This window comes from Dethiobacter alkaliphilus AHT 1 (assembly GCF_000174415.1).
GTDB lineage: Bacteria > Bacillota > Dethiobacteria > Dethiobacterales > Dethiobacteraceae > Dethiobacter > Dethiobacter alkaliphilus.
The window spans coordinates 195211-216096 of sequence record NZ_ACJM01000003.1 but is presented as its reverse complement, the minus strand read 5'-3'; the positions used below and the strand labels follow the sequence as shown (position 1 = coordinate 216096).

The 20886-nt window shown below is 47.3% G+C and carries 21 protein-coding genes; 12 read left to right on the top strand and 9 right to left on the bottom strand.

Annotated elements, in window-relative coordinates; translation table 11 throughout:
* Positions 1–91: 91 nt before the first annotated feature.
* From DEALDRAFT_RS04385 to DEALDRAFT_RS04355, 7 genes are all read right to left on the bottom strand, one after another.
* Complete coding sequence (locus DEALDRAFT_RS04385) at positions 92–1174, bottom strand: ABC transporter permease (RefSeq protein WP_008515242.1); 1083 nt, start codon at positions 1172–1174, stop codon at positions 92–94.
* Positions 1174–2106 (bottom strand): ABC transporter ATP-binding protein, encoded by a 933-nt coding sequence (locus DEALDRAFT_RS04380; protein ID WP_008515240.1) that lies wholly within the window; start codon positions 2104–2106, stop codon positions 1174–1176. Before DEALDRAFT_RS04380 ends, DEALDRAFT_RS04385 begins: the two co-directional genes overlap by 1 nt.
* Before the next feature lie 216 nt (positions 2107–2322).
* Entirely contained in the window at positions 2323–4170 is a 1848-nt protein-coding gene (locus DEALDRAFT_RS04375) for a putative ABC transporter permease subunit (RefSeq protein WP_008515239.1), read from the bottom strand.
* Complete coding sequence (locus DEALDRAFT_RS04370) at positions 4167–4949, bottom strand: ABC transporter ATP-binding protein (protein WP_008515236.1); 783 nt, start codon at positions 4947–4949, stop codon at positions 4167–4169. Before DEALDRAFT_RS04370 ends, DEALDRAFT_RS04375 begins: the two co-directional genes overlap by 4 nt.
* Before the next feature lie 260 nt (positions 4950–5209).
* On the bottom strand, positions 5210–5494 hold the full coding sequence (locus DEALDRAFT_RS04365; RefSeq protein WP_008515234.1) for a hypothetical protein: 285 nt from the start codon (positions 5492–5494) through the stop codon (positions 5210–5212).
* 52 nt (positions 5495–5546) lie between these two features.
* A complete protein-coding gene (locus DEALDRAFT_RS04360; RefSeq protein ID WP_008515233.1) occupies positions 5547–6266 on the bottom strand; it encodes a DUF4367 domain-containing protein in 720 nt (239 codons plus the stop codon).
* Positions 6263–6775 (bottom strand): RNA polymerase sigma factor, encoded by a 513-nt coding sequence (locus DEALDRAFT_RS04355; protein WP_008515231.1) that lies wholly within the window; start codon positions 6773–6775, stop codon positions 6263–6265. Before DEALDRAFT_RS04355 ends, DEALDRAFT_RS04360 begins: the two co-directional genes overlap by 4 nt.
* A gap of 307 nt (positions 6776–7082) precedes the next feature.
* Between DEALDRAFT_RS04355 and DEALDRAFT_RS04350 the strand changes: the two genes are divergently transcribed.
* Both DEALDRAFT_RS04350 and DEALDRAFT_RS04345 read left to right on the top strand, forming a co-directional pair.
* Complete coding sequence (locus DEALDRAFT_RS04350) at positions 7083–8351, top strand: ammonia-forming cytochrome c nitrite reductase subunit c552 (RefSeq protein ID WP_008515230.1); 1269 nt, start codon at positions 7083–7085, stop codon at positions 8349–8351.
* 145 nt (positions 8352–8496) lie between these two features.
* Positions 8497–8808: an SCP2 sterol-binding domain-containing protein gene (locus DEALDRAFT_RS04345; protein ID WP_008515229.1), complete on the top strand. Its 312-nt coding sequence runs from the start codon at positions 8497–8499 to the stop codon at positions 8806–8808.
* Between the two features lie 35 nt (positions 8809–8843).
* Here the strand turns inward: DEALDRAFT_RS04345 and DEALDRAFT_RS04340 are convergent, their stop codons facing one another.
* Positions 8844–9023 (bottom strand): hypothetical protein, encoded by a 180-nt coding sequence (locus DEALDRAFT_RS04340; RefSeq protein WP_008515228.1) that lies wholly within the window; start codon positions 9021–9023, stop codon positions 8844–8846.
* 45 nt (positions 9024–9068) lie between these two features.
* The gene (locus DEALDRAFT_RS04335) at positions 9069–10184 is read right to left on the bottom strand and encodes a KamA family radical SAM protein (RefSeq protein WP_008515227.1); all 1116 of its coding nucleotides are present in this window, start codon (positions 10182–10184) and stop codon (positions 9069–9071) included.
* 191 nt (positions 10185–10375) lie between these two features.
* Here DEALDRAFT_RS04335 and DEALDRAFT_RS16400 point away from each other — a divergent pair, with 191 nt between their 5' ends.
* The 10 genes from DEALDRAFT_RS16400 (at position 10376) to DEALDRAFT_RS04285 (ending at position 20886) form a co-directional block, all read left to right on the top strand.
* Entirely contained in the window at positions 10376–10648 is a 273-nt protein-coding gene (locus DEALDRAFT_RS16400; protein ID WP_008515226.1) for a hypothetical protein, read from the top strand.
* Between the two features lie 242 nt (positions 10649–10890).
* Positions 10891–11151: a cytochrome c3 family protein gene (locus DEALDRAFT_RS04325; RefSeq protein WP_008515225.1), complete on the top strand. Its 261-nt coding sequence runs from the start codon at positions 10891–10893 to the stop codon at positions 11149–11151.
* A gap of 215 nt (positions 11152–11366) precedes the next feature.
* Positions 11367–12797 (top strand): sigma-54 interaction domain-containing protein, encoded by a 1431-nt coding sequence (locus DEALDRAFT_RS04320; RefSeq protein ID WP_008515224.1) that lies wholly within the window; start codon positions 11367–11369, stop codon positions 12795–12797.
* Positions 12798–13003: 206 nt separating this feature from the next.
* On the top strand, positions 13004–14362 hold the full coding sequence (locus tag DEALDRAFT_RS04315; protein ID WP_008515223.1) for a hypothetical protein: 1359 nt from the start codon (positions 13004–13006) through the stop codon (positions 14360–14362).
* Between the two features lie 66 nt (positions 14363–14428).
* Positions 14429–15724, top strand: a complete 1296-nt coding sequence (locus DEALDRAFT_RS04310; protein ID WP_008515222.1) for a DUF362 domain-containing protein — start codon at positions 14429–14431, stop codon at positions 15722–15724.
* Between the two features lie 158 nt (positions 15725–15882).
* Complete coding sequence (locus tag DEALDRAFT_RS04305) at positions 15883–17016, top strand: acyl-CoA dehydrogenase family protein (protein WP_008515221.1); 1134 nt, start codon at positions 15883–15885, stop codon at positions 17014–17016.
* 12 nt (positions 17017–17028) lie between these two features.
* Entirely contained in the window at positions 17029–17811 is a 783-nt protein-coding gene (locus DEALDRAFT_RS04300) for an enoyl-CoA hydratase/isomerase family protein (protein ID WP_008515220.1), read from the top strand.
* A 12-nt stretch (positions 17812–17823) separates the two neighbouring features.
* Positions 17824–19002, top strand: coding sequence for a thiolase family protein (locus DEALDRAFT_RS04295; protein ID WP_008515219.1), 1179 nt, complete (start codon positions 17824–17826; stop codon positions 19000–19002).
* 14 nt (positions 19003–19016) lie between these two features.
* Positions 19017–19868, top strand: coding sequence for a 3-hydroxybutyryl-CoA dehydrogenase (locus DEALDRAFT_RS04290; protein ID WP_008515217.1), 852 nt, complete (start codon positions 19017–19019; stop codon positions 19866–19868).
* The gene (locus DEALDRAFT_RS04285) at positions 19855–20886 is read left to right on the top strand and encodes an MBL fold metallo-hydrolase (protein ID WP_008515216.1); all 1032 of its coding nucleotides are present in this window, start codon (positions 19855–19857) and stop codon (positions 20884–20886) included. The genes DEALDRAFT_RS04290 and DEALDRAFT_RS04285 overlap by 14 nt, the downstream gene beginning before the upstream one ends.

The window sequence follows — 20886 nt, the reverse complement described above, 5'->3', positions numbered from 1 at the left end:
TGTTTAAGATGCAAAAGAGTAAAAAACGTTTCTGCAGTTTGGCTGCAGAAACGTTTTTTGACTGTTACCAGGATCTGATAAACTCTTGCTATTATTTTTGATAATTCACTTCCCATTTAAATAGATAGATAGCGAAAGCAAAGAAAACAACGGTCCAGGCTACAATAATCAGTAGCGTGTTTGAAACATCAATTAAAGTACTCCCTGTTACCAAAATTTCTCGCAGGGCATCGTTTAAATATGTTAAGGGAAGTACTGTAGCAATGGTCTGCAACCACCTGGGTGCTCCATCAACGGGAAAAAAAGTGCCTGCCAAGAACATCATGGGCATACCAATTGAGTTAGCTATGGCGTCAACGGATTCCAGCCTGTTGGCTAAACCAGCCACCAGGAGGCCCAAGGCCACCATCATTAAACAACCAATTAAAACAACAAATGATGCTGCCCAAAGACTACCCACAATCTGTACGTCAAAAAATAATATGCCGGTAATAATAATAATGGCGGCCTGCATAAAAGCTATTGCCAGCAAGCCTACAGTTTTAGCGCCGATGAAAGAAACCGGTGTAACAAGTGTCAAGCGCAAGCGTCGCAAAATTCCTTTTTCCCGTTCCATTACCAGAGGATAAGACGTGCCAAACAAGGCAGAAAACATTATAGACATGCCGATAACTCCCGGCATCAAAAAGCTCATGTAACTTAAAGTCTCACGGGCCACACTTGTTTCTGTCACGTCAAACAGTTCCGGCACAGCAAAAGCTTGCATTCTAATCTGGTCTAAGAGAGAAATAATGAAGCTCCGGGCCATGCTGCCGGTTAAACTTTGCGTCTGGTCGTAAAATATTTCTACATCTATTAAACTATTTGCGGCAGTACTCTCATCAAGCACGATAACAGCATCTAAGCCGCCATTTTTAAGGTCGTCAATTAGCTCATCCTTCTCACCTTCTACCAATGTTGCGTTATCTATTTCAGCAAAAGCAGTATTGAACACTTCATCAAAATCTGAACTGGTATCTACCAGACCGACTCTGATCTGAGATGTCATCCCGCCACTAAAAATAAGTCCAAAAAGAACCATAAAGATTAACGGAAAGGCAAAATGCCAGAAAAGGGATGAACGGTTCCGTAAATGCATTTTTAAGTTAGCTATAGTTAGCATACGAAAGCTCATTAGTCCCGCAGCTCCTTTCCTGTTAATTCTAAAAAGACATCCTCCAGCGTAGCACTGCTAACGTGTAAGCCTTTTATCTCCACGTTATCCTGTTTTGCTAAAGCCAGTAAGCTGGTAATTGTTTGCGCTGGGTCACTGCTATAAATCAGCTGCTTGCCATTATTGCCGGAGAGCTCTTTAACCGTTGCTGCTTCCACTTGGGAGAGGAGCTCCCTTTTAATTGGAGCTTCACTGGTAAATGATACTTTAGCCTCCGAGCCTAAACCGTCAATTAATTTTTGGGGAGTATCCAAAGCAATGATTTTCCCCTGATCGATGATAGCAACGCGGTCACATAAGTACTCTGCTTCTTCCATGTAATGAGTGGTTAAGATAACGGTTTTGCCTCTTCTTTGCAGTTCTTTAACCACGTCCCAGATATTCCTTCTTGATTGAGGATCCAGTCCTGTGGAGGGTTCATCAAGAAAGATCACATCCGGCTCATTTACAAGTGTGGTGACGATGGCTAACCGCTGTTGCTGTCCACCAGAGAGGGAGCGGGTATGGGCGTTTTCTTTTTCCGTTAGGCCAACGATGGCCAGTAGGTCTTCTAGTTCCCCGGCAGAAAGCTTTTTGCCATAAAGGGAGGCAAATAGCGCCAGGGTTTCTTTTACAGTTAATTCCTCGTAAAAGGAAGTTGACTGCAGCTGCACACCAATAAGATTCTTTACTTTATTGGGATTAGGCCAAACCGTCTGTCCCTTTATAAAGATTTCTCCACCATCGGGTTTTCGCAATCCCTCAATCATCTCCAGGGAGGTGGTTTTCCCCGCACCATTAGGACCCAGAAAACCAAAAATCTCCTGTGACTCAACAGTAAAGCTGATATCATCAACCACTGCCTGATCACCATATCTTTTGGTCAGATTCTTTACTTCAATAATACCCTGCACTTAAAAACCTCCTGCCTGTTTACAAACTTACAAATCCTATTTTATCATGCCAGCCGAGAAGACTTCCAATTCTCTTTACTAACACTTTGGAATACGGCTTAAAACGTAAAATAACATCGAAACACAGGGGTGTGAAATCAGCCGCGATTTCACGCCTCTGTGTTAAGTTGAAGAAATGGCACTTCTTTGCTACCTTGATTTAGACTCTAAGTGCCATTATTTTTTCTTTTTGCTGCCGGTAATGATTTCTACCCGGAATCCTTTACGGCTTTGGCGTACCGTTGCAGCCATAAAACCAAAGAATACCAAGGCCCAGGAGCCTAGTGCAACAGCTATGCCCATGGATACACGTAAATATGGTTCCCATAGCAGTGGTCGGCTGATAAAGAAGAAAAAGCGGGCCAGATTATTTAGAAAACCACCTTCAGCAGGTACCGGGGGTAATGTATGCAGGACGGTTATAAGTTCTTCCGGGGGAATGAGATAAACCATGCCTATACCCAGGATGAGCATGAACAATAAATTAACCAGATACATTATAATGGAAGCTCCGGGAGAAATGCGGTGCTGTGGACTGTCGGGATTATAGCGACTGTTATTGATTGAATAGAAGAGGCCGATGGCACTGGAACCAAGAGTTAAAAGAATGGTACCAACTGCCAGCATTACGGTGAGGGAAAAAGAGACACCAATAGCCAGGGCGGTCCCCACCAACAGCGTTTGCATTAGTATTAAGGTGGGAATTACAGATCCTAAAAGTTTCCCCCAAACAACCGGCCATCCGGCCATGGGTACGCTGTTTAGGAACCAGTCGGATTCGCCTTCCCGGCCAAAAGATTGCAGTGCCATATTGCCGCTAAACATGATACTATACATGACCAGTACTATAATCATGGATATCTGCGTAGCTTCTGCCTGTAAGAAGAGGAACTGTGCTACAAGAAATGCCATTAGAATTAGGGGCACCATATAACCAAACCATTCCCGCGTATCTCTGCGCATATACAGTAAATCTTTCTTGGCAACAGCCCATAAACTGTCCCAAAGATGGGCTGCAGTTGCAGTGGGCTGTGCGGCTGTTAATTGCATTGCGGAAACGCTAATATCCCCTGTACTATGATGAGAGCTGTTTTTCTGTCGACGCCGCCCGCCTTCTCCCTGGCTAACAGCAATCCAGCCCCGACGGAATCCGCGCTCCAGTGAGACAAAAGAGAATGAAAAAATAACTCCGCCTGTTAGAAGTAACAGAATACTCCAGGAAAACCCTGTTAATAGGTTGCCGGTGATACCTGCTGCTAAAGCTTGCGCTCCCCATCCCCATGGCAGGAAATCCATGATGCGAAGCATTTGCTCCTGACTTTCCAGCCAATTGGTCAGATTAAGCTGTTGCCCACGATGCATCATTATGCTTGGCAACTGAAAAGTAATAGCAACTAAGATGGCTGCTATGGCTCCAAGAAAACCGATGGCTTCCCGACTACGGTGTGGTGGTATAATACGCATAACCACCATGTTTAAAAGAATTGCCAAAGAAGTTCCCATAGCCCAAAGACCGCAGCCTACCAATAATACGAAAAGGTAGTAGACGGGACCGGCCTGAAATAATAACCCGTAAAATGTACCGGGAATAAAACAAAACAGTAAGGCAGCTATAAAGTTACTGCCTGCGATTAGCAGGGACTTCACAGCAAAAACAACGCGTAAGGGAACGGGAGACATAAATAAAAGCTCCAGATCTTCGGACATATATAAAGTTACAAATGCTGCGGTAATACCAAAAAATATCTGTCCGGCTATACCCACCATAAATATTAGAGATAAAAATCCTTCACCAATTTCCGGTGACATGGCCGCCAGAGCGCCGTAAGCAGTGTTTCCCAAAAAGATTAAGATTGCAGTTAGGCCTATGGTGACTACTATCATTCCCAGCCAGGCACCAACCGGCCAATGTTTTAACTTGTTCTTTGTTACAAGGAGCTGGTAGATAAGCATCATTTTAAAGTCGTGCCCAAAGGATTGGGGAAGAGGGGGTTCGGTTAACGGAGAAGGGAGTGCTATTTTCATAGGGAGTTTTCCTCCTCCAGGCATTTAATTAATTCTGCAGTTTCATGGCCGCCGGTAAGCTCAAGGAAAATATCTTCCAAACTGCCTTCGGAATGCTTAACCTTCTTGCGCAGCTCTTCAGGAGTGCCCTGGGCGATAAGTTTACCTTCCTTAAGAATACCTACACGATGGCACATCCGTTCGGCAATCTCTAGAATATGAGTGGAGACAAAAACCGCCGCTCCCTGCCGCGCCAGTTCCTGCAGTACATCTTTGAGTAAACGGGCACTGGCCGGGTCCAGGCCAACTGTCGGTTCATCTAATAAGATTACACGGGGCTGATGAATAAGTGCAGCCGCCAGCACCACTTTCTGCCTCATGCCGTGAGAGTACCCCTCCAGCAATTCATCAGCACGTTCCCTTAGTCCAAACATGGCCATTAACTCCTCAGCCCGCTCCAGGTAAATATCTTTGGATATACGGTAAAGTGCTGCTACCATATGCAAGAATTCCTTTGCCGTCAGCTTACCATATAATTTAGGCTGATCCGGCACATAAGCCATCATTGCTTTGGCTTGAGCAGCTTCTCTGTCATTATGAAAACCACAGATGTACGCTTCACCTTCACTGGCATCTAACAGGCCGGTTAACATCCTAATGGTAGTTGTTTTACCGGCACCATTTGGTCCTAAGAAGCCATAGATTTCTCCAGCTTTTACTTCCAGGTTCAAGCTGTCAACCACTGTAGACGCTCCGTAGCGCTTTGTTAATCCTTTTGTGTGAATTAAAACTTCATCCATTACCATCACTCCCCAACAATTGTAGATCTCTTATTCATATCTATATTTTAAATTTAGCATCTGAACATTTACTGAACAAAGTAAACCATAGTAATACTCAGTAGTGAAATTGATAAAATGATTCTGATGTCATTTCTCTGCTGAGGGAACATTTGCCGGCAGAAAAAATAAAGATCAGAGAACAATATTAGCAGAAGAGTTATTCAGGCATAGCAGTACGGACCACCGATAATCGGTGGTCCGTTTGTAAGTTGTTTAGACTATTTTATTTTTTTTAGAATGAATTCGTCGTGTTTTGATACTTCCGCTTCTATGCGATCGAGCTTTTGAGAAACTTGCGTATGTCCGTCAAATAAAGCTCCAAATTTAAGTCCATGGTCTGCTTCAATTTTAATTACTGTGTTTTTGACGTTTTGAATTTCCCCTTTAATTGATTGAACTTCAACATTGGTTGCCTGAATCCTATCATTGACATCTTTAAAACCTTTCTGCATCTCCGCATACATCTTTGTCATAAGCTCAAATACTTGATTATCGTTACCCATATCGCACCTCCGGGATTATTAACTTCGACGCTGTCTTGGCGTATCCTTCTGGTTAAAAAAGTTGCAGATAGTGGGCAAATTCCTCCAGCTTTTCATACTCTAGATTGCTGTCTAGTTGATAGTTTACATTGGAATGATTCCACATCATTGTAGTAGACGAATCCCTAAAAGTAAAAATCATAACATCGATCCCGTTAATTTCTTTTTCTTCCACCGTTGTGGTAGAAGGGTCAAAACCAAAGCTGCTGGACCATTCGCCGCGATAATAATGTTGATTTAGCCTAATTATTTCATCGTCAAAATAAAACGTAATGTACAGAGTTAAGACTTCACCTTCAAAGCTGGTAACTTCTGCAGAAACGAAAATATCTTCCAGCTCAGGGCCGGGAACAAATAGTCTGGGATTATTGATATACTGAATAGCTGAAATGTCACTGTGGAAGTCTTCATCCGGAATATGGACAATTATTTCATGGTCTTCTACCGACTCACTTTGCTGTACTAAGCTAAAGTCTTCATTGTGGAGAATGTAGGAAGTGAATATTAATTGTCTGACTGCCTGTGCGGGGCCGGTAAAAGCAATGAATATAACTGCTATTAATATGGAAGCTGCGGTTAACAGAAATTTATTTTTGTTCCTTCTTTTATTGCGTAAAGCATTCTTTTGTTTGAGCATCTCAAAGGCCTGGTTAACATCCGGGTCCGGAATATCATTTAAAATACTGTTGTATGCATCTTTTATTTCTTTGTCAAAACTCTCTTCTTTGTTCATTTTTCTTCCCCCGTTAACACAACGTCGTTTATAGCCTTTTTCTTAAGCTTTTGACGGGTGCGATGCATTTTCACCTTTAAGGTTGAAATATTGGTATCTGTCAGGACGGCTATTTCTTTAAGTGAAAGACCAAACCCATAATATAAGTTTAGCATTTTTCTCTCTTCCGGGCTAATATGTTTCAGGAGCAATTTAAGATCTTCTTTTAGCTCAATGTTCTTAAATTCATCTTGATTGCTGAATATGTTTTGGTAATCTTCGAAATTCAATTCAGTTATTTTTTTGTTTCTGTTAAATTCTTTTTTGACTACATTTAAGGCGATTACGTAGACCCAACCGGGAAAAGATTTAACATCTCTAAGTTGGTTGATATTATCGAAGGCTTTAAGGAAAGCTTCCTGTGTGGCATCCTCTGCAATGTGAAAATCTTTGCAATACAGATATACAGATTTAAAAACCTTACTATAGTGTTCCTCGAAGAGTATTTGCTCCGGCTTAGAGATGCTCATTATGACAAAATCCCCCGTAGTAATTTCATTAATAACATTATACAGTCCAACTTGTAAATAATTTGTCGGTTTGTGCAGGTGTGTGCACGTAATATTGCCCGGACTATAACATCTCTCCGTGTTTTCTTGTGAAAATTATTTCTTTGTTTATAAGTTATTAATAACTTGTTTATTGGATAGAAATTATTCTGTTTTAAAATATGATTAAAGTTTGACAAATCCGAACTGTTTATGGCAATTTTTTTCACCTTAGTTTGTAGCTTTTTTATCAAGGACAGTTCGGTAATTATTTTGAGGGAGGTTTAAAATGAAAAAGATTCTTCTCTTAGTGTTGGCTTTGAGCCTTGTTGTGGTTTTTGCAAGTGGGTGTCAGCCTGCAGATGAAGGTACTGAACCCAGAGAGTTTACAGGCTTTGATTCATTGGAAGAGGCTGCAGTATCTGAAGCTTGGCAGGACTATTTCCCTAATCAGTATGCAACATATCTGGAAACAGCCGAAATGGTTAGAACAACTTATGGTGGTTCCGGAGAAGACGGAGAAAAAATGGACTATCTGGAGATGTATCCTTTCCTGAAGTCAACTTATGCCGGTTTTCCCTTTAGTGTAAGTTACTATCGTTCGCGCGGTCATGTATATTCTTTAACAGATACTCTGGAAACCGGTAGACTTCCGGATCTGGAAACAAGGCCCGCAACATGCTTGTCATGTAAAAGTACAGATGTTGTTGTCCTGCAGGACAAGTACGGCGATGAGTGGTACAGCAGATCATTTGCCGAGGTTGTAGGAGATAACGCCATTGGCTGCCTGGATTGTCATGATGCCAATGATGCCTCCGTCACTTACCAAAGGGACTACCTGACCAAAGCTTTGGAGCAAAATACTTTCAGAAACATTAATCCTGAAGGTCGGGCCGACCTCACCTGTGCCCAGTGCCACGTAAACTATCACTTTAACCCTGAAACCAGAGAGCCGGTACTGCCCTGGAGCATCGGGTTGACGGTGGAAGATCAGTTTGAGCATTATAATCAGGGTCCCCGTTATAACGATGAATGGGAACATGAAATTACCGGTGCTTTAGTTGCCAAAGTACAGCACCCTGAGTATGAGCTGTACCACGAAGGGCAGATTCAAAGTGTCCACTCTGCAATAGGCATGGGCTGTACCGATTGTCATATGCCCGCCGTAACTGATGCAGATGGCAATGAGTTTACCTCACACAGATGGACCACTCCCCTGGAGCACATTGAAGATTCTTGCTTAACCTGTCACAGTGACTGGGGTGCAGAAGGAATCATCGAAAGAACCGAAGGAGTTCAGTCCGGCGTTTACGAGCAACAAAACAGAGTGGGTTATGAACTGGAAGAGTTCATTCTGGCTGTAGGCGAAGCAAGGGAAAACGACACTGTTTCTGCAGAGGAGCTGGAACGCCTCCAGGCAATCCACAGAGAAGCACAGTTTTATTGGGACTTCATCTGGGTAGAGAACAGCAACGGTTTCCACAACTGGGAAGAAGCCCACAGAGTTCTGGGCAATGTGGAAGAACTCTTGGAAGAAGCATGGTCAATACTTGAATAGCATCACTTACGCTACCAGCCAGGGAAAGTACTTTGGCTGGTGGCTTTTATTGTATATGTGAAATATTAATATTTTGAAGGAAAATGCTGTTGGGAGGCGAATTATTATTGCAATATTCTATTTAGTTTAGTTGAGGGGGTAGAGAATGCAGTTTACGGAAATGCTTGAGAAAGTCAGAGCCGGTACGGAATCGGCCAGTGTGGATGGAGAGCCGGTGTTTCAGTTTGCTCTTAGCGGTGATAACGGGGGAGATTTTTATATCTCTGTTGCCAATGGCAAAGGAGAGGTTAGTGAAGGGCAGGCTGAGGATGCCGATGTGACCATTGAAATGTCCGATGAGAATTTTAACAAGCTGCTTCATGGAAAGTTAAATGCCACTACCGCTTTTATGGTGGGAAAAATTAAGATTAAAGGGGATCTGTCGCTGGCCATGAAGCTGCAGTCTCTGCTTGGCTAGACAAATAAACAGACAAGGGACGCTCCCTTGTCTGTTTATTTTTGTTTGAGCTTTTGAATGTAATAGAGTGCTTGGCGCTGGAGCTGCTGATGTTCTTTGGTCAGCAGTTTTTTCTTTTCTGCGTCGGTTTCCCGCTCCAGCTGGTTTTTGGTAGCATAAATGCGTTGGCTGATGCGGTTTAATTCGGTTTTTAAACGGATTTTTTCATTGTCCATAGGCATCCCCACAATGTTGGTTTACTATGAACAATTCGCAGTTTATCAGGCAAATTCCTTCTTAAAGCAAGGCAGACCTGTGCAGCCCTGATCGTCGATGTTAGGCAGAGTGGTGGTTTCGCCGCGGTGATTTTGCAGAATATATTCTTTTTCATTTTTTTCTTTAATGTAGTAGTCGGGCATCAGCGGCACCTTGCCGATGTTTGTAGCTATTACATACATTGGCTGAGCCAGGCCTGAAGTATGACCGCGCAGTGTATCGCGGATTAACTCGGCACCTTTTTCCACCGGCGTTCTGAAATGATCGATGCCGGGTGCCGGTTCCAGGTAAAAGACATAATACGGGCGGATACGGATGGAGAGCAATTTTTGGTGTAGTTGTTGGAAAGAATGTTCGTCGTCGTTTATGCCTTTCATCAATACCGCCTGGTTGCCCACATTTACCCCACAGGTTAATAAATCCCAGATTGCCTGTGCAGTTCTTTCCGTGATTTCCTTGGCATGGTTGCACTGGGTGTTTACCCAAATCGGCACTTTGTGATATTGACCCAGCACTTTCTTTAAGCCCGGAGTTATTCTTTGCGGTAAGACAATGGGCAGCCGGCTGCCAAAGCGAATCATTTCAATATGGGGGACTTCCCGCAGTTTGCGAATAATGTATTCGATTTGGTCGTCGGGAAGCAAAAACGGGTCTCCGCCGGTAATCAATACCTCCCGCAGTTCCGGGTGCTGCCGCACCCATTCCAGTCCTTCGTCAACGTCAAAGCGCAGCTGCATGCTTTTGTCCACCACCAGTTCCTTGCGGAAGCAGTGCCTGCAGTAAATACCGCAATGGTTGGTAATAGTCATGGCAATCCGGTCTTTGTACTGCCGCGCAATGGTGTCGGGACGCTGTTCATGATTGTCGCGGTTTTCTTTGTAGACCAGATAGTTTTCTATACCGAACTCGTTAACGTTTTCATGTTTGGAAGGAATGACCTGCCTGCGGATGGGACATTCCGGGTTTTCTTTGTCCATCAAAGAGACAAAGTAGGGGGTGGTGCCCCAGCGTGTTTCACAATTACGAATGGCATCAGCTTCCTCTTCAGTCACCTTAATATACTCTTCCAATTTTTCCAGCGTGTTCACCTGGTTTTGCATCTGCCATTTCCAATCTTCCATCCGGCAAGACCTCCTTTTAAAAAACTTACCTTTATCTTAGTATTGTAACCTGACGCTATTTTAGCCGAAGCAATGTCCGCCGGAACTGGTTACATCTGCTTGTTCCGACAGGTTCTTATAGAATAGCGGACTATAAGTTTTGACAGACTAAAGAAGGATTCCAAAATCAAATTAAGGGGATGATCTGTTTAATGAACCAGCAACAACAAATGCAACAAGCTCTGCAAGCTGCCCAACAGGCACAAAACGCTGTACAGCAGGCACAAATTAAAGCTAATCCGCAACAAATCCAGCAGGCCCAACAGCAGCTTCAGCAGGCGCAGCAGCAGCTGCAGCAAACTCAGCAAGCTCTTGGCGCTCAGGCCAATCCGCAGCAAAAACAACAGCTGCAACAGGCTCAGCAGCAACTGCAGCAGGCCCAGCAGTCCATTCAGCAGGCCCAAAACAAACCCCAGCAACAGTAATCATGGATAGGAGCCCTCAAAAAGGGCTCCTTTTCTAGTCTACTCAATGTATACCAGAGATGTGTCGTTTTGGCAAGTACAAATTCCGACACTCATATGTAACAATTCTATTAAATATTGGTAACAATGTTTGAAAAATAGCCTTATAGGTGGTAGAATCTGCATTGTAGGTACATAACATTGGCTTTTGCCCGGGGGCAGAGCACGATAACAAATTTTAAAAAGAGAGGGAGGAAGAACATATGAATGCTAAGAAGTGGATGGTTTTAGTTGTTGCTTTACTGCTCATGGCTGCTTTTGCTGTAGGATGTGGTGACAACGGTAATGTGGATAATGGTAACGATAATGGTAATGACGTAGTGGCCGGACCGTCTTTTGGACACGGTACAGAAGCTCCTTATGATGACTGCATGGCTTGTCACGGAGACATCGCCGAAGATCATGAAGCCAATTATGGCGCAGATTACGAAGACCGCTGCATGGACTGCCACGAGGCTCTGTAAGTTTGATCAGGCAATAAGTTTTACTCTCGCCCCTGCAGAAGTATAAATCAAGCTCTTGTTGAGAACGCCTTAGGGCGTTCTTTTTTTTGCTCATGGGGCTCCTAAAGCACGTAACCGGCAGGTATTTATGTAATAATGTTTAATTTTAACAATATTGATAGTAATAACATACTTTTTTACATAAACATATCCGAAGGATATGGGGAGGGAAGTCGGTGAATAAGGGTAACGTTATCCATATCACTGAAGTGGACGAGGTCCGTCGGCTCAAAAAAGAGCTGGATGTTATCATTGAATCATGTTATGACGGCATCATCCTCAGTGACAGGGAGGGGCGGATTTTCCGTGCCAATCAAAGCATGGAACGTGTCTCCGGAGGTATTAAGGTAGCGGATTTATTGGGTAAGACAGCGCTGGAGCTGGAAAAAGAGGGTATTATCCTTTCACAGAGCAAAATCATTCTGGGAAAAGACCCCCTTACCCTGAAGCAGAATATCCGCACCGGTGTAGAGTTGTTTATTACCAGCAAACCCGCTTATGATGACCGGGGCCGATTTTTGTTTTATGTGGCCACCATTCGTGATATGACCGAGCTTAGTCGCCTGCGTCAGGAAGTGGAGGAAACAAAAGACCAGTCTTTTCGTTACTATCAGGAACTGTTGCAGCTGCGTGGACAGATATTGGAGCAAGACGAGATGGTTGTTATCAGCCGGAAGATGAAGGATATCTGTGAACGGGCTATCAGGGTTGCCCAGACTGATACCAATGTGCTTATCTCAGGACCATCGGGGTCGGGAAAAGAAATGATTGCCAAATTAATTCATAATTCCAGCCCCCGTAAGTCAGGTCCCTTTGTGCAGATAAATTGCGGTGCCATCCCTGAGACCCTTTTGGAGTCTGAATTATTTGGTTATGAAAAAGGAGCTTTTACCGGCGCCGGCAGGCAGGGGAAAATCGGTTTGATGGAAATGGCGGATCTGGGTACCATTCTCCTGGATGAAATCGGTGACCTTTCGCCCTTGGTGCAGGTCAAGCTGCTGCGGGCCATTCAGGAACAGGTTATCTACCGGGTAGGCTCCACCACACCTATTAAACTAAATGTCCGTATCATCGCTGCCACCAACAAGAATCTGGAAAAAATGGTGGAAGAAAATCTGTTCCGGGAAGATTTGTATTACCGTTTAAACGTAATTCCCATACATATCCCCCCTTTGCGGGAGCGTCGCGAAGCCATCGTGCCATTGGCTCTGCACTTTCTGAAAAGTTTTAACCAAAAACACGGCACAGACAAGTCCCTTTCCCCGGAAGTTTGTGCCTGCTTTGAAGAGTATGACTGGCCTGGCAATGTCCGGGAGTTGGAAAACCTGATCGAGCGGATGGTGGTTATCTCCGATGAGAAGGTGCTGACGCCCTATTGGCTGCCGCGCAATGTTTCTTCCGGCCAGGCTCCCCGCTCTGATATGAGTCCTAAGCAGGAATGCACCGCGGAAATCTCCTTAAAACAGGCCCGTGAATCCGCGGAGCGGGACGCCATATGCAGAGCACTTTCCCTGCACGGCAGCATTCGTAAGGCAGCCAAATCCCTGGGGGTTGACCATTCAACGGTTGTGCGGAAAATGAAAAGCCTGGGGCTTGAGCATAAATAAAGCAATTTTGCACCAGTAACGGTGGTTTTTCCCACCGTTACTTTTTTTTAGCCTAAAACAGATCTCTTGCAGGCAGGCCAAAAGCCTTATATCATCGCGTATTTCTGAAATTTTCAGATAATTTCAATTATTGGCACTGCTCTTGCACCACTAACGGATAGGCTGCCGGCATCTGTAAGCTTAATTAAAGAAAGGAGATGAAACAATTGGGTTATAAACGTGAAGAAGGCGGTGTTCAGCCGGGAATTAACTGGTGGAGATTTACCATCCGGATACCCGGGGTCCACGTCAAAGTTACCTGGCCCGAAGTGATTCAGGGGGGCTTGATTGCCACTGCCACAGGAGGAGCGGTGGCCCCGCTGATGATGGCTTATTTCAATGTTCCCTTTGAGGTGGCCTGGACGGTTATGTTTATTCAGATCTTCTGGGTCTGGTCCCACACCTTTTTGTTTGGCGAGCCCTATGGCCCCGGCTGGATTACACCGGCCCTGCCGTTGATTCTGGTTTTTTTGGGTGGTTTTACTCCGGGTGCCGAGGCCGTCAAGGCCATGACCGCACTAACCATCTGTGTTTCCGCAATCTTTCTTTTCTTTGGCATTACAAAGCTGGGAGGAAAGTTCTTTCAATGGATACCCGTTGAATTGCGTGCGGGAATTATTATGGGCTCTGCCATAGCAGCGTTTAATTCGGAGTTTGACCGGATTCAGACCATGCCCTACACGTTGTCGGTGGTCTGGGGTGTTGTCTTTTTGCTGATGTTTTCCGTCTGGTTCAGTAAAATCCGGGCCCAGAGTAAGTTCTTTAACAGAATTGCTTCCATGGCCTTGTTGGTTGGTTTTTTGGTGGCAGCACTGGTGGGCCCGTTATCCGGGGAAGTGGCGTTTAATATCCAGTCAGGTATCTCTTTGCCGCAGTTTGGACCGTTTCTTCAGGCTGTTTCTCCATTTTACGTAGGCTGGCCCGATTGGGCAATGTATATGAAGGCTCTGCCTTTGGCGGTAATGATTTATATCGTGGTATTTGGCGATTTGCTCATTGCCGATACACTGTTAAAGGATGCGGACCGCATTCGTACAGATGAAAAAATTATTATAGATCCCATTCGCTCCCATTTTGCCACAGCATTCCGCAACTTGGGTCATCTGTTGAGTGGTGGGGTGTTTATTCCGCTGCATGGCCCTGTCTGGACCGGCGTGACCGTGTTTATTGTGGAGAGGTATAAGGAAGGCCGGCAAACCATGGATTCCATTTATTCCGGGACCGTTAACTGGTACTGGCTGGCTTTTCCCCTGATGTTTTTAACCCCTGTGGTTACCTTTATGATGCCCATTTTGCCGGTGGCCCTGTCTATTACGCTAATCCTCACCGGATTTGCCTGCGCCTATATTTCCATGCGCATGGTAGATACACCTACAGGACGTGGTTACGCTGTATTTATCGGTCTTTTGACCGCCACATTCGGCCCCGGTTATGGCATGGTGGTGGGTATTGGTTTGTTCTTCCTCTTGTTGGTACAGCGCCGGCAGATGATTGCCATGCCCTATGATATGAATATCAAGAAGTAGAGTGGAGTGGTTATTGGCATGAGCTTTGCATATTATTCCTAATAAACCAAGAAACAGGAGAGCGATATGAGTCAACAAGTGAGTATTACCAGTTTTAACAATGACCACAGTTCTATTGCCAATGCCATTGGCCAAATTAACGGTTTTGCAAAGCTTCATACAGAAGACCGGGTCCTGCTCAAACCAAACCTGGTGATGTGGGACCGGGTCTACCCGTTTCCCAAATACGGGGTCCTCACCACTTCTGTGGTAATGGAAGGGGTGGTGCGGGCGCTAAAAGAGTATGGGTGCACCAAGATCGCCATCGGCGAAGGGGCCATTGTGGATAAGGGTTTGGGCTCAGACACAACGGCCGCCTTTGCCGGCCTGGGCTACCATAAGCTGCGGGACCGTTATGGTGTGGAACTGGTGGACTTTAATGACGGGCCTTTTGTCCAAACCGACTTCGGCGGCTATTCTCTGGATGTTTCTGCTCATGTGCTGGAAACAGATTTTCTCATCAATCTGCCGGTGCTGAAAACCCACAGTAATACAAAGGTGTCTTTAGGGTTTAAGAATCTGAAAGGCTGCCTAAACAGCAAGTCAAAAATGTTCTGTCATCATACCGAGCTGCCGCTGGAGGGGTTTGTCTGTGCCCTGGGTGAGAAAATCAAACCTGCCCTAACCCTAATTGACGGCATCTATGCTCTGGAAAAGGGTCCCGTTGTCAACGGCCGGGCCTACCGAACCGATGTGCTCATTGCTTCCACAGATATGTTTGCTGCCGATGTGGCAGGGGCACGGGTGCTGGGCTTTGCGCCGGAGGACATTGCTTACCTGCAGCAATATGCCGCCGGGTATAACCGCAGCTTTGACGACATTGAAGTAATCGGTGAACAGATAAAAGATGTGGCGCATTCCCTGGAATGGGACTGGGCCTGGCTTGAGGATGACTCCGGTCCGGAAGCGTTTATCCGTCAGGGAATCAAGGGTATCCACTTTCCCAAATACGATAATACCATCTGTTCCGGCTGTTCTTACCTGAATAATTATTTGCTTATTGCTTTAATGGGAGCATACGCCAAGGCGCCTTTTGCAGGCATGGAATTTTTGGGCGGCAAAGCCTCCCGTTCAAAGGGAGGCTTTGCCAAAACCTTTCTGTTTGGCAAGTGCGCGATCCATGCTAACCACAATAACCCCCATATCAGCGAAGCGGTACCCATCAAAGGCTGTCCGCCGGATATACCCCGAATTCTTGAAGCGCTGACCGGCCAGGGAATTCCCGCCGACGACCGGGCCTATGCTGCTTACCGCGCCGCTTTAGCCAAACGGTACGAAAACCGGGGGGAATATGTTGAAGAGCACTTTAGTGTTATGCAGTAGCGCATCACATTTTTGCACCACGGTGCAGATTCGCACCGTTTTGTGAGGGCCTGGATATCGCAAACCCTTGTATTAATACCTATTCTTAAGTTTCTGAACATTAAAAACATTGGCACCGGTTTTGCACTTAATAACCGGGAGAGAAAGGAGCTGAATAAATGTTTAGATTATCGGCAGAGCAGTTGGCCATGCAAAAAATGGCCCGCGACTTTACGGAAAAAGAAATTATTCCGGTGGCTGCTGAGTATGATGAACAGGAGAAGTTTCCCGATGCGGTGATTCGTAAAATGTGGGAAACGGGCCTGGTCAATTTTACGGTCCCTGAAGCTCTGGGCGGGGTGGGGCTGGACACGCTGACCTCCTGCGTGTTAACAGAGGAGTTGGGCAGAGGCTGCGCCGGTATTACCACGGTGGCCGCTGCCAATTCGCTGGCGCTCTACCCTATCCTGATTGCCGGCAGCGAAGAGCAGAAGAAAAAGTTTATTCCTCCCATCACCACCGCCGGCAAATATGCCGCCTTTTGCCTCACCGAGCCCAACGCCGGCTCCGATGCGGCATCTGTTGCCACCAATGCTAAAGCGGTGGACGGCGGTTATGTGTTAAACGGCAGTAAATGCTTTATCACCAACGGTGACGTGGCCGATCTGTTTGTGGTTTTTGCCACCGTTGATAAGAGTAAAGGCTTAAAAGGGCTAACCGCCTTTGTGGTTCCCAAAAGCGATGGCGTCAGTGCCGGGAAAAAGGAGATAAAGTTGGGCATCCGCGCTTCCAGTACGGTGGTGGTTAACTTTGATAACGTCTTTGTCCCGGCAGAAAATGTGCTGGGCGGAGAAGGGATGGGCTTTAAGGTTGCCATGCAGACTCTGGATACATCCCGGCCATTAATCGGTGCGTTGTCCGTTGGCGTGGCCCGCGGCGCTTATGAGAGTGCTGTGAAATACGCTAAAGAAAGGGTGCAGTTTGGCCAACCCATCGCCAACTTCCAGATGATTCAGGCCATGCTGGCCAATATGGCCACCCGCATCGATGCGTCCCGGCTTTTGGTCTGGCGCGCCGCCGATATGGTGGATCAAAAAGATGCCTCCTTTGCCAAAGAATCGGCCATGGCCAAAATGTATGCCAGTGATGTGGCCATGGATGTGACCACCGACGCGGTACAAATCCTGGGGGGCTACGGCTATTCCCGCGAATATCCGGTGGAGAAGTATATGCGCGATGCCAAGATCATGCAAATTTATGAAGGTACCAATCAGATTCAGCGCCTGGTCATTGCAGGTAATATTCTAAGGTAGGTGTAGACAAAAATGTCATTTAACTATTTACAGGTTACAACAGAAGAGAAGATGGCCGTCATTACCATCAATCGCCCCAAGGTTTTAAACGCTCTAAAGTACGAAGTGCTTCTGGAGCTGCAGGAAGCGTTTAACAGCCTGCGTGAGGACAACGAGGTCAAAGTGGTGATTATCACCGGTTCCGGAGAAAAGGCTTTTGTGGCCGGGGCCGATATCGGCGTAATGGCCAATCTGGGTCCATTGGAAGCACAGAAATATATTCGTGCCGGCCATGAAACCTTTGATTTGATTGCCGCCTTCCCCAAGCCGGTAATTGCCGCAGTAAACGGCTTTGCCCTGGGCGGCGGCCTGGAGTTGGCCCTGGCCTGCGATTACATTTTTGCTGTGGAGGAAGCAAAGTTTGGCCTGCCGGAAATTACCCTGGGTATTATCCCGGGCTGGGGCGGAACCCAACGGCTGCCCCAGGCGGTGGGCATCGGCCGTGCCCGGGAGTTGGTATACACCGGCAAGGTCATCGATGCTCAGGAAGCAGAAAAAATAGGTCTGGTAAACCGCCTGTTTCCCGCAGACGGATTTCTGACTGCGGTACAGGCTGAGGCAAAAACTCTGGTACAGCGCAGCCTGGTGGCCCTAAACATGGCTAAAACCGCCATTAATGCCCATCTTGATGCGGGAGGTCCTGCCGGTAAAACGGTGGAAATCCAGTCGGTCTGCATCTGCTTTGCCTCCAATGACCAAAAAGAAGGAATGGCCGCATTTCAGGAAAAACGTAAACCGAAGTTTACCGACAGTTAAGAGGTGAAGACAATGAAAGATGTGTTAATTGTAGCAGGAGCCAGAACGCCCATCGGCGATTTTGGCGGCCAGTTCAAAAATCTGCTGGCCAATGACCTGGCGGTAACAGCGGTGCAGGAAGCGGTAAAACGCGCCGGCCTGGCTCCGGAAATGGTGGAAGAGGTGATTTTGGGCAACTGTGTTCAGCGCACCGACGAGCCCAACCTGGCCCGCACCGTGGCTCTAAAGGCCGGGTTCCCCAAAGAAACCACCGGCTTTACCATACAACGCCAATGCAGCTCCGGCATGCAGGCCTTTGTTTCGGCCCACCAGGAAATAGCCATGGGAGATGCGGAGGTGGTGGTGGCCGGCGGCGCAGAATCCATGAGCAGTGCCCCGTACGTATTAAAAGATGCCCGCTGGGGCAAGCGCCTGCAGCACGGTCAGTTGACCGACGGCCTGTGGGAATTGCTCACCGATCCCATTCATAATATACTGATGGGGGTAACGGCGGAAAACCTGGCGGATAAATACTTCATCACCCGGGAAGAGCAGGATACTGTGGCTCTGCGCAGCCATAACAATGCCGGCCGTGCCGCAAAGGACGGCACCTTTTCCGAGGAGATTGTCCCTGTGCCGGTAAAGGGGCGCAAAGGTGAAGTGAAAATGATTGACAGCGATGAACACATCCGCTGTGATCTAACCATGGAGAAGTTGGCCAAGTTGCCCCCCGCCTTTAAAGAAGGGGGTACGGTTACCGCCGGTAACTCCTCAGGACTAAATGACGGCGCCGCCGCCATGGTGCTGATGAGCGAAGAGCGGGCCGTAAAGGAAGGAGTCCGCCCCCTGGGCAGGCTGGTCAGCTATGCGTGGGCGGGGGTGGAGCCGGAGCTGATGGGTTACGGCCCGGTGCCCGCCACTTTAAAAGCATTGGAGAAGGCCGGGCTGAACATGGGTGACATTGGCCTGATTGAGGTAAATGAAGCTTTTGCCGCCCAGTATCTGGCCTGTGAAAAACTGCTAAACTTAAACCGCAACATCGTCAATGTCAACGGCAGCGGAGTAGCTCTGGGACATCCGGTGGGCTCTACCGGCGCCCGGATAATCCTAAGCCTCTTAAATGAACAGCGCCGACGCCAGAAAAGATACGGCCTGGCCACACTGTGTGTGGGCGGCGGTATGGGTATGGCGGTTATTATTGAACAGCTTTAGGAAGGGGGAGGACTATGTCGATACAAAAGATCGGTGTGATAGGTGCCGGCACCATGGGCAGCGGCATTGCCACAGTGGCTCTTAATGCCGGATTTGCCGTGGTGCTCCAGGATGTGGCCGATGAATTTATCCAGCGCGGCAAAAAATCCATAGCTTCCAATTTGGGACGTGCGGTAAAGAAGGGGAAAATCACCCAGCAGGAGGCCGATGACCGCCTGGCCAAACTGACCATCACCACCAGTCTGGCACAAATGCAGGATGTGGACGTTGTAATTGAAGCCATCTTTGAGGATATGGCCAAAAAGAGGGAGATTTACGCTGAGCTGGACCGGATATGTAAGCCCCAGACCTGGTTTGCCTCCAACACTTCCGGTTTGAGCATCACCGAAATGGGCGCCGCCACTAACCGTCCGGACCGTATGGTAGGAATGCACTTTTTTAACCCGGTGCCGGTGATGAAGCTGGTGGAGGTCATCCGCGGTGACGCCACCTCCGATGAAATCTTTTCTGCCGCCATGTCTTTATCACAGACTTTGGGCAAGGAACCCATTGCCGTCAATGAAGCACCGCTTTTTGTGGTAAACCGCATTCTTGTTCCCATGCTAAATGAAGCAGTTTTTGTCCTGCAGGAAGGTGTGGCTTCCCGTGAAGATATTGACAAAGGGATGCAGCTGGGGGCAAATCACCCAATTGGCCCACTGGCCCTCTGTGATTTGGTAGGGCTGGATGTGATGCTGATGGTATTGGATAACCTTTATGCGGAAATGGGTGACTCCAAATACCGGGCCTGTCCCCTGTTAAGAAAAATGGTCCGGGCAGGACGCCTGGGCCGCAAATCCGGTAAAGGATTTTATGACTACGAATAGAAACCGTTCTGCGCAGCGGGGCTACCCACACCAGTCACTGCAGCAGTACGGCTGCACCCGCCTTCTTATACCCACTCCTTTTCCCATTGGCCCCACCAATGTTTACCTGCTGCAGGGGGATATCCCCACCCTGATTGATACCGGTACCATGTGGCCTGTGGGCCAAGAAGCAATGGCAACTGCACTGGCCCGGGAGGGCCTGGCCCCGCAGGATATCGGCCGGGTCCTAATCACCCACGGACACAGCGATCACGCCGGACTGGCCTCTTGGCTACAAGAGCAAGGCGCAGAAATTTTTATCCATCCTGCTGAAGCCCAAAAGCTCTCCGGCATAGATATGTTTGCCCTGCGAGAAAAGTTTCTCCGACAGACCGGCGTTCCTGAAGAAATGATTGCCTCGTTTCGCAAAGTTGGCGACATCCGCTACTACGGCAATCTTAAAGACTATCAGCCACTATCGGACGGAGATGAATTTTCCTGCGGCCGGTTAACCTTGTCGGTGGTGGCCACACCGGGCCACTGCCACGGTCATATGGCTTTTTACGAAGCCGAAAAGCAAATACTCTTTGGCGGCGATACTTTACTGGAAAATGTCAGCCCCAACCCCATGCCCGAACTTCACATGGGAGAGCGCACCCCAAGCCTTACGGAATTTCTGAAAACACTGCAGCGGCTGGAAGGACTTCCTGCCCGCACCGTACTGCCGGGGCACGGCGACCCGTTTCAAAACATCGCTGAAAGGATTGCCCATGTTCGCCAGGAACATCAAGTGCGCCTGCAGACAGTACTGACGCTTTTGGCAGACGGTCTCACCCCTTACCAACTGGCACTAAAGCTCTATGGGCAGGTCCGGGGCTGGAATGTTTATCTTGCCATGGCTGAAACCTGTGCCCATCTGGACTTTCTGATGGAAATAAAGTTAGTACAGGTAACTGAGAATAACACAGGCGGCATAGTGTACCGCCCGGCTGCCGGGCAAATGCCGGGAAACTTAAAGCTCCATAATAACAGCACTTAA

Coding starts and splice junctions, on each gene's coding strand:
- DEALDRAFT_RS04285 (WP_008515216.1), top strand. CDS start 19,855: ATGACTACGAATAGAAACCGTTCTGCGCAGCGGGGCTACCCACACCAG.
- DEALDRAFT_RS04305 (WP_008515221.1), top strand. CDS start 15,883: ATGTTTAGATTATCGGCAGAGCAGTTGGCCATGCAAAAAATGGCCCGC.
- DEALDRAFT_RS04290 (WP_008515217.1), top strand. CDS start 19,017: ATGTCGATACAAAAGATCGGTGTGATAGGTGCCGGCACCATGGGCAGC.
- DEALDRAFT_RS04375 (WP_008515239.1), bottom strand. CDS start 4,170: ATGAAAATAGCACTCCCTTCTCCGTTAACCGAACCCCCTCTTCCCCAA.
- DEALDRAFT_RS04360 (WP_008515233.1), bottom strand. CDS start 6,266: ATGAACAAAGAAGAGAGTTTTGACAAAGAAATAAAAGATGCATACAAC.
- DEALDRAFT_RS04385 (WP_008515242.1), bottom strand. CDS start 1,174: ATGAGCTTTCGTATGCTAACTATAGCTAACTTAAAAATGCATTTACGG.
- DEALDRAFT_RS04310 (WP_008515222.1), top strand. CDS start 14,429: ATGAGTCAACAAGTGAGTATTACCAGTTTTAACAATGACCACAGTTCT.
- DEALDRAFT_RS16400 (WP_008515226.1), top strand. CDS start 10,376: ATGAACCAGCAACAACAAATGCAACAAGCTCTGCAAGCTGCCCAACAG.
- DEALDRAFT_RS04365 (WP_008515234.1), bottom strand. CDS start 5,494: ATGGGTAACGATAATCAAGTATTTGAGCTTATGACAAAGATGTATGCG.
- DEALDRAFT_RS04345 (WP_008515229.1), top strand. CDS start 8,497: ATGCAGTTTACGGAAATGCTTGAGAAAGTCAGAGCCGGTACGGAATCG.
- DEALDRAFT_RS04370 (WP_008515236.1), bottom strand. CDS start 4,949: ATGGATGAAGTTTTAATTCACACAAAAGGATTAACAAAGCGCTACGGA.
- DEALDRAFT_RS04355 (WP_008515231.1), bottom strand. CDS start 6,775: ATGAGCATCTCTAAGCCGGAGCAAATACTCTTCGAGGAACACTATAGT.
- DEALDRAFT_RS04325 (WP_008515225.1), top strand. CDS start 10,891: ATGAATGCTAAGAAGTGGATGGTTTTAGTTGTTGCTTTACTGCTCATG.
- DEALDRAFT_RS04300 (WP_008515220.1), top strand. CDS start 17,029: ATGTCATTTAACTATTTACAGGTTACAACAGAAGAGAAGATGGCCGTC.
- DEALDRAFT_RS04340 (WP_008515228.1), bottom strand. CDS start 9,023: ATGGACAATGAAAAAATCCGTTTAAAAACCGAATTAAACCGCATCAGC.
- DEALDRAFT_RS04295 (WP_008515219.1), top strand. CDS start 17,824: ATGAAAGATGTGTTAATTGTAGCAGGAGCCAGAACGCCCATCGGCGAT.
- DEALDRAFT_RS04350 (WP_008515230.1), top strand. CDS start 7,083: ATGAAAAAGATTCTTCTCTTAGTGTTGGCTTTGAGCCTTGTTGTGGTT.
- DEALDRAFT_RS04335 (WP_008515227.1), bottom strand. CDS start 10,184: ATGGAAGATTGGAAATGGCAGATGCAAAACCAGGTGAACACGCTGGAA.